This window comes from Modicisalibacter luteus DSM 23508 (assembly GCF_000378505.1).
GTDB lineage: Bacteria > Pseudomonadota > Gammaproteobacteria > Pseudomonadales > Halomonadaceae > Modicisalibacter > Modicisalibacter luteus.
This window is the reverse complement of sequence record NZ_KB899993.1, coordinates 207,930-222,755: the sequence shown is the minus strand read 5'-3', so window position 1 is coordinate 222,755 and position 14,826 is coordinate 207,930. Positions and strand designations below refer to the sequence as shown.

Genomic DNA, 14,826 nt, shown 5'->3' with positions numbered 1-14,826 from the left:
CCCTAGACAATTACTGTGCGCCGACCAAGCGGAAGGCATCACGTGCCGTCAACACGTTTATCAATCCTTCCAGCAAGGCAGTAGATGAGCGTGCCCGCCGCCCTCCAAGCACGGCCATGACGTGTGCCCGAACGTCCATCGCCCAATCGGCACTCTCCTGATCGAGGCGGGACGCGACCGCAGCCAGACTCGCAGCGACCAGGAGCTGCAGTTCGGGATCGAGGGGAGTTCGACTGGCCTCTCCCACCATGCGCCAGGCACGGCGAGTCAATAACGGCAAGTCGTCATGGCCCAATTGAGAGACCATTGCCTTCATGATGGTCTGCTCCCTCGCATCGTCGCGCGGTGCCAACCAGTAGCGCTGCCCCAGCTGTCGGCCGGTTTCGGTTTCCGAAAGGGTGCCGAACCAGGCATGGAGTCGCTCGCCATCGTTCAAGCCAACAGCCAGGCGAGACAACTCGAGGCGCGAGTCCCGACCACGGTACCGGCATGTGAGATGGGCGCGTGAGTCCGCATGAACATTCAGGTTTGCCAGCGCATGTCGCTCCCCAGCGGCAATGACCCGGGAATTTGCCTGTCCTATCGCTAGCCATGCCATGCCAAGGTTGTCCAGCATGTCACGCGCCAGCACACCAGGGCAGCTGGGTAGCAGATGCCAGGCCGGCCCCAACTCGGCTTCGGCCCACATCAAGCGCTCGGCCTCGCCCGCCGGCAGCAGATGCGCCAACCACGGCATGGCCTGGGCATGGCCGGCCGTATTCAAGCTGACCGCCGGCATCGCCCAATCCATGCCGCTAACGGTTTTTGAGCGTCCCCAGAGTAAGGCGTGCAGGGATTCCTGCTGGCCATGTTGCAACCGGTGATCGGTATTGACCAGGCCAGGAACCCGAGCCCGCTGCTGCTCCAGCGGATAGCCCAGCAACGGCCAGGCTTCCTCGAGCAGGGCGAAGCCGGCGATCTCGCGACGCAGGTTCGCCAGCGTGGAGGCCAAGGCGCGGCCTTGACCCAGCAGACCTCGAGATAGCGCCTGGATACGCTGTCCGGAGGATGGCGCTACAGGCATATCGATAGCGAACGAGGACTGCCCTGCAGCACTGAGCGCCTGCTGCACAAGTGCATCGCGCTCCGCCAGACGCAGGTCTTCAGGAACCTGTTGACCATGCGACACATAATGCAGGCACAACCCATGGCGGATAGCGATATCCAGCACCGCCCCCAGCCTTGGCGCCTCATCGACCTTGGTCAGAATCGCGCCATAAAGCGGGGCACCGGCCGCCAACGAAGCGCGCTGGTAAGTGTCGACGACTTCTTCGAGTGTATCGCCATGGCTGGCCGCATTGAGCAGCAACAGGCGGCGGATCGGCCGTTGTTCCGCGCCGCCCGAGGTGTCGCCGAGCATGGCTATCTGGCCGACCAGGCGCTGGTCACGCTGGCTCATGCCGACGGTGTCAATGATGACCAGGCGCTTGTCAGCCAGCCTGGACAGAAGATCGCCGAGTGGTGCATCCGCCTCCAGCGCGTGCACTTCGATACCCAGCAAACGTGCATAGATTCGCAACTGTTCATGAGCACCGATACGGTAGCTATCGGTGGTGACTAGCGCGACCCCGTTCCCGCCATGGCGCATCACATAACGTGCAGCCAGCTTGGCCGTCGTCGTTGTCTTGCCGATCCCGGTCGGTCCAACCAGGGCAAACACGCCACCGGCATCAAGCAGCCCAGCTTCGTCATCGAGGACAGCCAGGCGTGACGACAGCTGTCGGGCCAGCCAAGCCTGGGCCTGCTCGTCGCTGGCAGTCAGCAGTTCCGTAGGTGGCGTCTCGAGCAGCTCCTGCACCAGGCGCACCCCAAAGCCGGCCGCATAAAGGCGCTGGCGCAGGCGATCAACAAGAGTGTCGCCTTCCGGCCCCGCCGGCTTGTGCGCCTGTGACGCCAACAGGGTGCGCAAGTCCTGCATCTCACCGAGCACCCGTTCACTGAACGCCGCAAAATCGACAGGCACCGCCTGCACGCCCGAAGACATTTCGCTATCGAGATCGGTCGCCTTGGGAATGCCGCCCCCTCCCAGCGAACCAGCTGGGGGAGCAGGAAACGGCCGCTCGACGGGTGCTTCCACTGATGGAGCCGGAGCCGTCATACGCCCGTGCTCTTCGTCGGCCAAGGCTAAAATCTCTATCCCTTCGGGTACCCGGCGGTTGGAGAGAATCAGGGCATCGTCACCCAGGGCGGCTCGCACCTGACGCATAGCATCACGACTAGTGACGCCTACAAATCGCTTGACGCTCATGTACGGCCTCCGATCAGGGTAGTGACCCGCAGGGTACGGTCATCGGGGATTTCCGCTTGGGAAAGGACGGCAAGTTGTCGTAGACGGCGGCGCAGGAAGCGCGCCAGCAATGGACGCAGTTCATGCTGTACTACCAGCACACTCGGTTCACCGCTGGCCTCCTGACGTGCAACACCGGCTTCCGATTGTGTCATCAGAGTTTCGGCCAAACCCGGCTCGAGGGCTCCACCGCCGTGCAGAGCCTGGCTCAGCACCTGCTCAAGGTTGGCATCCAGGCCAATCACATGCAGTTCGTCCTGGCCCGGGAACCACTGCTGCGTGATGATACGGCCCAAGGCAATACGCACCATGGCAGTCAGCTCATGCGCGTCGCTCTGCGGCGAGCCATGCTCGGCCAGCGTATCCAGGATGGTGCGCAAGTCACGGATCGGGACATCCTCCTCAAGCAGATTCTGCAGCAGCCGCTGCAGCGTGGTCAGCGAGACCAGCTTGGGTACCACATCCTCGACCAGCGTCTTGTTTTCCTCGGCCAGCTTATCGAGAAGCTGTTGGACTTCCTGGCGCCCCAGCATCTCGCCGGCATGCCGATGCAGCAAGTGGTTGAGATGCGTGGCAACCACCGTACCGGCATCCACCACGGTGTAGCCATACACTTGGGCGTGCTCGCGCTGGTTGCTGTCGATCCACACCGCCGGCAAACCGAAGGCGGGATCCTGGGTTGGCGTGCCTTCCAGGTGGCCGGAGACCTGGCCTGGATCGATAGCCAGCCATTTGCCGGGATAGGCCTCGGCACGCCCGATTTCGGCACCCTTGAGCGAAATGACGTAAGTATTGGGCCCCAACTCGAGATTGTCGCGAATGTGCACCACGGGCGGCAGGAAACCGACCTCCTGGGCAAACTTCTTGCGTACGCTCTTGATGCGCCCGAGCAGCTCGCCACCCTGACGGTGGTCGACCATAGGAATCAGACGGTGGCCGACCTCGAGACCCAGGGTATCGACCAATTGCACGTCATCCCAGCTTGCCTCGGGCACTTCTTGCTGTGCCGGGGCTGCCGATGTGTTGATGGTCTCTTCGGCCAACTTTTCATCGTTACGACGCATTATCCACCAAGCCAGACCACCCAGCAGTACGGTGAACAGCAGGAAAACGAAGTTGGGCATGCCCGGCACCAGGCCCAGCAAGCCCATGACACAGGCTGCCAGAATCAGGACCTGGGGCTTGTTGAACAGCTGACTCATCATCTGCTGTCCCACGTCCTGCTCGGTATTGACGCGGGATACGGTGACACCGGCCGCGGTGGAGATGACCAGCGCGGGAATCTGCGCAACCAGGCCGTCACCGATAGTTAGCAGCGTATAGGTGCGGGCGGCATCGCTGAAGGCCATGTCGTGCTGCATCACGCCGATCATCAGACCACCGATCAGGTTGACCACCATGATGATCAGGCCGGCAACCGCATCGCCACGTACAAACTTGCTGGCACCGTCCATGGAACCGTAGAAATCGGACTCCTGAGAGATTTCTCCACGGCGACGCTTGGCATCTTCTTCCCCGATCAGGCCAGCGTTGAGGTCGGCATCGATGGCCATCTGCTTGCCTGGCATGGAGTCGAGCATGAAACGTGCGCCGACTTCTGCAATACGTCCGGCACCCTTGGTGATGACCATGAAGTTGATGATGACCAGGATCAGGAACACCACCAGACCCACAGCAAAGTTACCACCGATGAGGAACTCGCCGAATGCCTCGATAACCTTGCCCGCCGCATCGCCGCCCTCGTCCCCTTCCATCAATACCACACGGGTCGAGGCTACGTTGAGCGATAGGCGCAGCAAGGTGGTAAACAGCAGCACGGCAGGAAACGCCGCGAAGTCCAGCGGCTTTTGCGTGAACATGCTGACCAGCAGCACCATGATCGACAGCGCGATGTTGAAGGTAAAGAACAGGTCCAGCGCGAACGGCGGCAGCGGCAGGATCATCATCGACAGGATCATGATGATCAGTACCGGACCGGCCAGCAGCTTCATGTGGGCATTGCCCAGCAAGTTCTGACGACCCAGGGAATCCAACAGGTTCATTGAGCATCCTCGGAAGGGGTTTCGCGCCGCGTGGCGTCGTCGAGTTCAGGGGGCACCGGCAAATCGCGCGGCGTATCGGGCATGTCGCCGCCTTCGCGACGGACTTGCTTGAGGCGGAACGCCCAAGCCAACACCTCGGCCACGGCGGTATACAGGTCAGCGGGTATTTCCCGGTCGAGATCGACATGACGGTACAGGGCACGCGCCAGCGGCGGTGCTTCCAGCCGAGGTATCTTGTGTTCGTCACCCAGTTCACGGATACGAACCGCCACGGCATCGACCCCCTTGGCGACAACTCGCGGCGCGCCCATCTTGCCATCCTGGTAGCTCAGTGCGACGGCATAGTGGGTGGGGTTGGTAACGATGACATCCGCCTCGGGTACCTTGCTCATCATGCGTCCACGAGCCATGGCCTGCTGTTGCTGACGAATACGTGCCTTGACGTGCGGATCGCCCTCGGACTCCTTGTGTTCCTTCTTGATTTCATCCTTGGTCATGCGCAGCTTCTTGTTGTGGCTCCACAGTTGGTAAGGCACATCGATCAGAATGACCACGACCAGCGAGAGCACGATGAGGCCACAGCACAGCGCCGCCAGTTTCAAGGCATGAAATAGCGCCATCTCGAGGGGCTGATCCGTGAGGGCAAGCAGGTCGCCACGCTTGGACCACAAGAAACCGATCGCCACACTGCCGGTCAGTACCGACTTGGCAATCGCCTTGGCCAACTCGGCCAATGCCTGGGTGGAAAACATCCGCTTCAGGCCCTTGAGCGGATTGAGCTTGGATAATTGGGGTTTCAGGGATTTACCGGAAATCAGCCAGCCACCGAGCAGCGCCGGAGCAATCAGCGCCACCACGGTCCACAGCAAGAACAACGGCAGCAGCGTTATTAAGGTCTGAGTACCCAGGGCCCAGAAATTCGTCAGCATCAAGGCGGTATCGAAGGCTATGCCGCGATCGAAGAGGAACGTTTGCTCCATCATCAGGCCTAGCTGATCGTAGAGCAGCGACCCCATGAACCACAGGCTGGCGACACCCGCCATCAGCATCATGAAGGTGGCTAGCTCACGGGATCGGGCAACCTGGCCTTCCTCTCGCGCTTTTTCGATGCGTCGAGGTGTCGGCTCTTCGGTCTTGTCATCCTGGCTGGTCTCTTCGGCCATGGTTCCTGCGTGCGAATAGCGTAAACGGAGTGGACGCTGGCTATTCTGCGTGGTGCAGGCGAGGGACGATCACACAAAAAGCGCGACGAATCGTGCGTTAATTCACGATTGTCGCGCGTAAGCGGGCAAGTTAAGCGGGGGCACAACGCATCGGGAAGCCAGCGATACGCCGTGGATCGATCCTCAGCAGGTTAGAACCCTAGCGAATCGAGCAGGTCGTCCACCTGGTCCTGACTACTGACTACATCGAGAGCATCGGGCTTGATCTGCGGGCCGTTGAGCAGCGACGACTCACGCTCGGCGTCCATCGCGCGACGCAATTCCTGGCGGTCGTCGCTGTCCGGCACGTTATCCAGCAGCACCTGTACCAGCTGATTCTCGATCTGCTTGATGACATCCATCATCTTCTTGATCACTTGGCCAGTCAGGTCCTGAAAATCCTGGGCCATCATGATTTCGAGAAGTTCGGCGTTGGTCGCCTGGGTCTGCACCGGTACATCAGACAGGTAATTACGCGTATCCGTCACCAATACCTTGGCGTCATCGAGTTCCTTCGGCTCGGCAAACCATTCCGCCCAGCGTTTGTCGAGTTCGTTGGCCCGAGTCTCAAGCCCTTCCTGTATCGGCTGTGCCCGATCAATGGCGTTGAGAGAGCGCTCGGCCGCCTGCTCTGTCATTGACGCCACATAGCTCAAGCGGTCGCGCGCATCGGGAATGGCTTCAGCCGCTTTTTCGATTTCCTTATCCAACCCCAGTTCACGCATGCTGTCTCGAAGCATACGTGTCAATTGTCCGATCCTAAGGATCAGATCATCGCCGTTATTAACGGCTTGCTGCGCTTCACCGCTCATGGCCGGCCCTCCTCTAATTATTTGCCCAGTTTTTCAAAGATCTTGTTGAGCTTTTCTTCCAGCGTCGCGGCGGTGAAAGGCTTGACTACGTAACCATTGGCTCCGGCCTGCGCCGCAGCGATGATGTTTTCCTTCTTGGCTTCCGCCGTGACCATCAACACTGGAAGCGACTTGAGTGCGTCATCGGCACGGATCTGCTTGAGCATTTCCAGGCCATCGAGGTTAGGCATGTTCCAGTCGGAAACGACGAATTCAAAGCCGCCGGAGCGCAGCTTACCCAGGGCATCCTGGCCGTCTTCCGCCTCTTCCACATTGGTATAACCCAGTTCCTTGAGCAGGCTGCGCACGATACGGCGCATGGTAGGGAAATCATCTACCACCAGAATGCTCATATTCTTATCGGCCATCTTTCTTCCTCGTCGTCTAAGTGGCACGCCAAACGGCTATCGTGATTGTGTCAGTAAAATGATGGGTACAAAGTCGCGAGATAACCGGCATTCCCAGCGCATTTTACCGTTGCATTGCCCTGTCTCGACGATTGGCGACACAGGGCGGTCCTGTCATGTTCGATCAGAATTCTTGCCAGTCATCGTCGCTCTCGGTGACCGGCTGAGGTTTGACCGCCGCTCTCCCTTGGGCGACCTGCGGCTGGGGCGTGGCAGGCTTTTTCACTGCAGGGGTGGCCGCCGGCGCATTATCCCGCGGCAGCTTGGCCACCGCCTCGTTTCCCGCCTGGACACGGCCTGCCAGACGGAACACCGCTACGGCATGCTCCAAGCGACTGGCCTGCTCTTCCAGGGAAGCCGCCGCTGCGGCCGCCTGCTGAACGAGTGCCGCGTTCTGCTGGGTAACTTCATCCATTTGGGTAATCGCGGTATTGACCTGCTCGATGCCGTCGCTCTGCTCCTGCGACGCTGCAGAGATCTCGTCCATGATGTCGGTGACCCGGCGTACCGCCGAGACCACATCACGCATCGTCGCGCCAGCCTCTTCCACCAACGTCGAGCCTTGCTGGATCTGTGCGACGGAGTTATCGATCAGTGCCTTGATTTCCTTGGCTGCACCAGCGGAGCGGCTAGCCAGGTTACGAACCTCACCGGCAACCACGGCGAAACCCCGACCCTGCTCACCGGCGCGCGCCGCCTCCACGGAGGCATTCAAGGCCAGGATATTGGTCTGGAAGGCAATGGAGTCGATCACTCCCGTGATGTCGGAGATCTTCTTCGAACTATCGGAAATGCCATGCATGGTAGAGATGACGCGCTCAACGACCTCACCGCCATGGCCTGCCGTCGAGGACGCATCGTTGGCCAGCGTACTTGCCTGGCGGGCATTGTCGGCATTCTGCTTCACGGTCGCGGTCAGCTGTTCCATGCTGGCTGCAGTCTCTTCTATAGACGCGGCCTGCTGCTCGGTACGCGATGACAGGTCGGCATTGCCACTGGCGATTTCACGCGTACCAATATGGATGGAGCCGCTGCTCTGACGTACGGTGCCAACGGTCTTGCTCAATCCCTGCTGCATATCGCGCATGGCCGCGAAAAGCTGACCGATCTCGTTGCGGCTATATACCTTGATTTCATGAGACAGGTCCGCCTTGGCGATGCGCTCGAAGTGTTCTCCCGCCTCACGTAGAGGCCGCACGACCATGGTCACCAGGCCGAAGCGCACGGCCACCAGCATCAACAGGGCAAAAATCACGACAGCCAGGCCAATGGCTTCGAATAGTTGAGTGCGCTCCTGATAATCCGTCATGCTGGCCTGCCCCAGCTCATTGGCATAGTGCACGAACTCGGTCATGGCGGTAGCCAGCACAGCTTCGACTTTCTCGAGCTCCGCCTTGAACGTGTCGTAGCCAGCAATGTTATTGCCGGCCAATGCCTGCTGCTGATGGTTCAATAACTTGAGAACCTCAGCGAAATTGGCTTCTACAGGATCGATGAACTGGCGCACTTCATCGCTCCTGGGCACGGCCTGGAACGCCTCAAAGCGTGCCTGGGCCCGGTCCAACAGTTCTTTCGCCTTATCAACCTGCGCCTCGGCCAGGTCGCTGCGGCCCAGGTAAAGCGCCGAGGATGCGCCTTCCATGTTCAGACGCGCCCTGAGCATAAGCACATCGGCACGGCTGATCTCGCTGAGCTGCCTGACGTTGACCTTGTTGAGGGTGCCAATCGACGTTTCAGCACTCCGATTGCCGGTATAGGCCAGACCAGCCAGCCCCACGAAGAACACACCGACGCACACCAACACCGAGGTCAGCAAGGTATTGATCGAAATGTTTCCGAGCAGGCGTTTCATCGTTCTAATTCCCTGTTCTGTTTGAAATAATTGTGTTTATACGCGCTGGGCACGCCCCGACGCAGCAACCTGATGCATGATTTGACTGGCCATCTGGTCCAGATCGACGATTTCAGCGGCGCCTCCCAGCGCCACCGCCTCACGAGGCATGCCATACACCACGCAGGTCGCCTCGCTCTGCGCCAAGGTATGCGATCCCGCTTGGCGCATGGCCAGCAACCCCGCTGCACCGTCCTTGCCCATGCCCGTCAGAATGACGCCTATGGCGTTACGTCCGGCCTGCTGAGCGGCGGAATTGAACAGCACATCCACCGATGGACGGTGTCGATTCACCGGCGGCCCGTTATCCAACAGCGCGACATAGTTGGCACCGCTTCTGCCCAACTTGAGGTGTGTATCACCTGGTGCGATATAGGCATGCCCCGGCAGCACGCGCTCGCCGTCCTCGGCCTCCTTGACGGTGATACGGCACAAGCGGTTGAGTCGTTCGGCAAACGAGCGGGTGAACCCTCCCGGCATGTGCTGAGTGATCAGAATCGCCGGGCTATTGGCCGGCAACGGTTCCAGCACACTACGAATTGCTTCGGTGCCGCCTGTGGATGCGCCGATAATGATCAGCTTTTCACTGGAGATCAGCGGCGCCTTGATGGCCGGGGGTGGCGGAGTACCCTCACGCCGTATGCTGCGGGGCCGCGAACGTGCCGCCGCGCGCAACTTGTCGGCGATCATATTGCTGTAATCCAGCATGCCGCTACGAATGCCCAACTGCGGTTTGGCAATGAAATCCACGGCGCCCAACTCAAGGGCACGCAAGGTGATTTCCGACCCGGCCTGAGTCAGTGATGACACCATTAATACCGGCATCGGCCGCAGGCGCATCAGGCGCTCGAGAAAGTCGAGCCCATCCATGCGCGGCATTTCCACGTCCAGAGTGAGCACATCGGGATTGGTACGCTTGATCAGATCACGGGCAACGAGCGGATCCGGCGCCGTCGCCACGACTTCCATGTCCGACTGAGAATTGATGATCTCGGTCATCAAGTCGCGAATCAGCGCCGAATCGTCGACACACAGCACCTTTATCTTGGGTGCACTCAATGGAAACTCTCCTTTCCGTTACGCTGACATGTATCGGTAGCGTAAGAGGATGTAATTCTCAGACTATCGGCCATGGCCCGGTCGGCTTGAGGGTGAGCTGGCCAATTCATAAACTGTCTGGCCGCGCAGACGGAAGGCTTGGCTAATGTACGAGAAATTCTCGGAATGGCCTGCGAAAAGCAGTCCGTCCGGCTTGAGAAAAGGCACGAATCGCTCGAGTATCTTTGCCTGGGTTGCCTTGTCGAAATAGATCATCACGTTGCGGCAGAAAATGGCGTCAAAGGGCCCTTTCATGTCCCATTTCGGCGCCAGCAGATTGAGCGCCTGAAACTCGACCATAGCGGCAAGTTCCGGACGTATCCGCGCTAAACCCGCTCGCGCCCCGCTACCGCGCAGGAAAAAGCGCTTACGGCGCTCTTCGGTCAGTTTATCGACCTGATCCATGGGATAGACGGCTGCGCGCGCCTTGTTCAGTGCGTCGGTGTCGATATCGGTAGCCACTACACGGGCATCGCGTGCCCTGCTCCCCAGCGTTTCCTGCAAGAGCATGGCAATGGAGTATGGCTCCTCGCCGGTAGAGGCGGCCGAGCTCCAGATGCGTACGGGCCCGGCACTTTTCGCCACGTGGGCTGCGAGCAAGGGGAAATGGTGCGCCTCCCGGAAGAATGCCGTCAGGTTCGTGGTCAGGGCATTGGTGAATGCCTCCCACTCCTTGGACTCGGGTTGCCGTTCGAGACGTACCAGGTAATCCGCAAAGCGAATCAGGTTATGCTGACGCAGCCGGCGCGCCAGGCGACTGTAGACCATCTCGCGCTTGTGTTCCGCCAGCACGATGCCGGCGCGCTCGTAGATCAGCTTGCGCACGCGTTCGAAATCTGCATCGGTCATCACAAGGTCACGTTCGAGGCCACTGCCTCCCGGGAAGCTACCATCAAAGGCTGTCTCCCGGGTGGCATCACCCTCCATGACGGACCGATGGATTGGTGTGCTCAAAAAGCCTCCCATTCATCCTCACTGGCCGCGTGATGCTTGATCTGTGTCTTCACAGGTTGCACCGCAGCCGGCTCTGTCTGCCTAGACGGGAGCGCACAACGTGCCCCCGCCGCCTTGAAACGCGTCTCACGGTCGACGGTTTCCTTTCCGCTGCCACTCATACGCAATACCGCCATGGCCTGGCCCAGCAGTGCTATCTGCCGGTCGCGTTGGGTGACCTGTCGGTGGTTGTGCATGTCAATACTCTTTGCTGCGGGTAACTTCCCAGGCGTGCTCTTGTTGTTGTTTTTCGCAGTAACAGCCCTAGAAAGCTTCCCACTCTTCCTCGGCAGGCTGCGCCGAACGGGAGCTGGGCAGCCTGGTTTGCGTATCGGCGTTCGGGGCTGCGGGAGCCCGGGTCGCACTTCGCGCAGTTGGGGCCGGTAACGGGTCGTGCTCGGCGCCGGCCTGCTGCGCCAAGCGGAACAACGCTACGGCTTCACGCAGTGCCTCGGCTTCGCGCTCGAGTGCGGTAGCGGCAGAGGCAGCTTCCTGCACCAGGCTGGCATTCTGCTGGGTGACCTGGTCCATCTGGGTGATGGCCTGATTCACTTGGCCGATGCCGTTACTCTGTTCCTGGGAGGCAGAGGCAATCTCATCCATGATGTCGTTGACGCGCTGTACGGCAGCGACGATATCGCCCATGGTGCTGCCGGCCTGGTCAACCAGCTTCGACCCGAGATCGACACGCTCGACCGAGGCTTCGATCAGGCCGCGGATCTCCTTGGCGGCGTCGGCCGAGCGTCCGGCCAGGTTACGCACCTCGCCTGCAACGACCGCGAACCCCCGGCCCTGCTCGCCGGCACGCGCCGCCTCAACCGAGGCATTGAGCGCCAGGATGTTGGTCTGGAAAGCGATCGAATCGATGACGTCGATGATGTCGACGACCTTATGGGAGCTGGCGCTGATGTCTTGCATGGTATCGACGACCTGGCCGACTACCTCGCCACCGCGCTGGGCGGTCTGCGACGCACTCTGTGCCAATTGACTGGCCTGACGGGCATTGTCTGCGTTCTGGCTGACGGTAGAGGTCAGTTGCTCCATGCTGGACGCGGTTTCTTCGAGCGAGGCCGCCTGCTGTTCGGTCCGCGAGGAGAGGTCGGTGTTGCCCTGGGCAATGCTTCGCGAGCCGGCATGTATGCTCTGGCTACTGCTTCGCACCCTGCCTACGGTACGTGACAGGCCTTGCTGCATTCGCGCTAGCGAAGAGAACAGCTTGCCAATCTCGTTGTCGCCGCGCTGTTCGATACTGGCCGACAAATCGCCTTCGGCCATGCGCTCGAAGTGCTGCACGACGCGCCCCAGCGGACGAATGACGTTTATGGTAATGCCCCACAACACGACCAGAATCATGATAATGGAAATCACCACGGCCGCGCCGATAGCGATCTCCAGTAACAGAGCCGTCTCCTGGAAGGTTCCGTAAAGCTGACGACCATCGCTTTCGGCAGCGACGAAGAAATCGACAGCACTGCTGTAAAAGGCATCATTTAGGGCCTGAGCGGTTGCTGCGTTCTCGCTGAACGTGAACAGGTCCAGATCCTGCAACGCGGCGATTTGTGGTGCCAGCGCTCCTTCTACAAGCGTGTTGAAATCCTGTTCGATCTGAGCGACCAGCGCCTCATGATTGGGCTCGATGGGAATCGCCTTGAATTCTTCGAAGGTATTGCGCAGTTCATCGAGCATGTCGGGCAACGCATCCATCTGCGAATCCTGACTCCCCCACCCCGCACCATTGAGCTGGGCATATTCGCTCTGAATCGCCAGTCTCAGATTGAGCAGCTGACTGTTGGCCCGGTTCAGCGTGGACTGTTGCTCGACATTGACCTTATTGAGCGTACCCAAGGCTTGTTGGCTGTACATGACTGCATAGCCGCCCAAGCCACTCACACAGAACACCAACACCGTGAACACTGCCAATACCAGCAACCAGCTGGTCTTTACGGTCATGTTATCGATCAGCTTCATAAGATCCCTGCGTCTTATTGAATGTGAGGCGCCTCAGCGGATCGCCACCGACTTTCTGCGCTGCCTCTTTATCGCCATGTTCATGCATGGTCTTTAGCTGCGCCCCGGCCAGTTGTAAGCAACCGGAATCCAACAGGCAGTACGGTACGGCTAATAAAGGAACCCGCCCTCGGGAAGATGCCCGATAGTCCCAGCCGTCGAGAGAACTATCGGCCGTTATGGAAAAGACTTGATAGTGAAAGGCTTGTCCTGCGCTCTTGCGAGACAGGAGGTACAAAAAAAACCACCCTGGCCATGACCAGGGCGGCTACAAGAGCTGTAAAAACAGCCTTAGGATTAATACGGGCCTTTAATCGGCGCTTTCATAAGCCAGTGCCTTGGGCGCGGAGGACGCCTTTTGCTGCGAGACATCCGCCAGTTTGAACCAAGCCACGATCTCTTCCAGCTGATGAGCCTGGGCCTCCAGTGAACTCGATGTGACACTGGCCTCCTGTACCAGGCTGGCATTCTGCTGTGTTACCTGATCCATCTGGCCAACGGCCTGCCCCACTTGCTCAATGCCGGCACTCTGTTCCTGGGAGGCCGAGGCGATCTCGCGCATGAGTTCCGACATGCGTGCCACCGAAGTCACGACATCATGAATTGTATTTCCGGTCTGGTCGACAAGGGTAGCCCCAGCCTCGACCTGCTCGTTCGATGCCTGGATCATGGTTCGAATTTCGCGCGCCGCTTCGGCACTACGACTGGCCAGCGTGCGCACCTCGCCGGCGACGACGGCAAAGCCGCGCCCCTGCTCGCCGGCACGCGCAGCCTCAACCGATGCGTTGAGCGCAAGGATATTGGTCTGGAAGGCAATCGAGTCGATGACGCTGATGACTTCATTGACGCGCTGGGTACTTTCAGAGATACCCCGCATGGTCGTTACTACCTCACCCATCATCGTGCCGCCCTGACGTGCCGTACTGCTGGTTTCATCGGCAATCGTGCTGGCCTGGTGGGCGTTGTCGGCATTCTGGCGTACGGTCTGGGTCAGCTCTTCCATGCTGGATGCCGTCTCTTCGATGGACGCGGCCTGCTGCTCGGTGCGGGCCGAGAGGTCCTGGTTACCGGCTGCAATCCTGCTGGAGCCTGAATTGATCTGTTCAGCCGCCTGGCGCACTTGCGCCAGCGATGACGAAAGCCGCTGACGCATGCCTTCAATCGCCGCCAACAGGCTGCTCGAATCACCCGACTTCAACTGAAGCGGGCGGGTCAGGTCGCCGCTGGCAATTTGCTGGACGACATCGCGGGCGTGGCGCGGATCGCCGCCCAGGCTTTTCAGAACGTCACGAATGATAAAGAACATGGCTGTTGACAGGGTGGCTCCAACCGCCAACAAGATCAGTCCCAATCCGAACAAGCTGCTCCAGAACGCCGCCTGGACATCTTTCAGGTAGACACCAGTCGCCATTTGCCAATCCCATTCGGGAATACGAAGCACGTAACTTAGCTTAGGCTCTTCAGTATTCCCTTCAGTATTTCTCGACATGTAGTCGACGAAACCGCCCCCTTCGGCCTGGGCAACCTGAGTCAGCTCACGATAAAGATATTTGCCGTTATCATCCTGGAACGACGTCATGTCACTGCCCGGCTCGCGACGCGGATGATAGACAATGTCCTGCTGACTATCGAAGACGAAAATATACCCGCCATCGCCGAAGCTCAGGGTCGCCAGACGCTCGGTAGCACGTTGCTTGGCCTCTTCGACCGTAAGTTCACCACTCTCTGCCCGGCCGACAAAATCTTCGACCATGTTATGGGCGCTAGTTATGAAAAGTTGCAGGCTCCGTTTACGCTCTTCAAGCAGCGTTTCGCGCTTATCGAATGCGGACCAACCAACGATCAACATCATTCCGACCCACATCAGGACCAGAATCGCCCAAAGCTTCCTGTTCATTGTCCAATGTTGCATATAATTCTCTGTCGATGATTGCAATAAACTTTCAAGGGTTGTTGGCAAGCCCATCGGCCGGCGCAATAACTAAAGTCGACCAAGTTCAGTTAGGCTA

The 14,826-nt window shown here is 59.5% G+C and carries 11 protein-coding genes; all 11 read right to left on the bottom strand.

Annotation, left to right across the window (positions count from 1 at the left end; translation table 11 throughout):
- Positions 1-10 precede the first annotated feature (10 nt).
- Complete coding sequence (gene flhF, locus F568_RS0109395; protein WP_019018466.1) at positions 11-2,287, bottom strand: flagellar biosynthesis GTPase FlhF; 2,277 nt, start codon at positions 2,285-2,287, stop codon at positions 11-13.
- On the bottom strand, positions 2,284-4,368 hold the full coding sequence (gene flhA / locus F568_RS0109390; RefSeq protein WP_019018465.1) for a flagellar biosynthesis protein FlhA: 2,085 nt from the start codon (positions 4,366-4,368) through the stop codon (positions 2,284-2,286). Before flhA ends, flhF begins: the two co-directional genes overlap by 4 nt.
- Positions 4,365-5,531, bottom strand: a complete 1,167-nt coding sequence (gene flhB / locus F568_RS0109385; RefSeq protein WP_019018464.1) for a flagellar biosynthesis protein FlhB — start codon at positions 5,529-5,531, stop codon at positions 4,365-4,367. Before flhB ends, flhA begins: the two co-directional genes overlap by 4 nt.
- A 191-nt stretch (positions 5,532-5,722) precedes the next feature.
- On the bottom strand, positions 5,723-6,382 hold the full coding sequence (gene cheZ, locus F568_RS0109380) for a protein phosphatase CheZ (protein WP_019018463.1): 660 nt from the start codon (positions 6,380-6,382) through the stop codon (positions 5,723-5,725).
- A 17-nt stretch (positions 6,383-6,399) separates the two neighbouring features.
- Positions 6,400-6,789: a chemotaxis response regulator CheY gene (gene cheY, locus F568_RS0109375; protein WP_019018462.1), complete on the bottom strand. Its 390-nt coding sequence runs from the start codon at positions 6,787-6,789 to the stop codon at positions 6,400-6,402.
- A gap of 163 nt (positions 6,790-6,952) precedes the next feature.
- Positions 6,953-8,680, bottom strand: coding sequence for a methyl-accepting chemotaxis protein (locus F568_RS26060; protein WP_019018461.1), 1,728 nt, complete (start codon positions 8,678-8,680; stop codon positions 6,953-6,955).
- Between the two features lie 36 nt (positions 8,681-8,716).
- A complete protein-coding gene (locus F568_RS0109365) occupies positions 8,717-9,778 on the bottom strand; it encodes a protein-glutamate methylesterase/protein-glutamine glutaminase (protein WP_019018460.1) in 1,062 nt (353 codons plus the stop codon).
- A gap of 63 nt (positions 9,779-9,841) precedes the next feature.
- Entirely contained in the window at positions 9,842-10,744 is a 903-nt protein-coding gene (locus tag F568_RS0109360) for a CheR family methyltransferase (RefSeq protein ID WP_019018459.1), read from the bottom strand.
- A gap of 23 nt (positions 10,745-10,767) precedes the next feature.
- Positions 10,768-11,007: a hypothetical protein gene (locus F568_RS0109355; RefSeq protein ID WP_019018458.1), complete on the bottom strand. Its 240-nt coding sequence runs from the start codon at positions 11,005-11,007 to the stop codon at positions 10,768-10,770.
- A gap of 67 nt (positions 11,008-11,074) precedes the next feature.
- Positions 11,075-12,778, bottom strand: a complete 1,704-nt coding sequence (locus F568_RS26055; protein WP_019018457.1) for a methyl-accepting chemotaxis protein — start codon at positions 12,776-12,778, stop codon at positions 11,075-11,077.
- 349 nt (positions 12,779-13,127) lie between these two features.
- Positions 13,128-14,729, bottom strand: coding sequence for a methyl-accepting chemotaxis protein (locus tag F568_RS0109345; RefSeq protein WP_026300445.1), 1,602 nt, complete (start codon positions 14,727-14,729; stop codon positions 13,128-13,130).
- Positions 14,730-14,826: the final 97 nt, after the last annotated feature.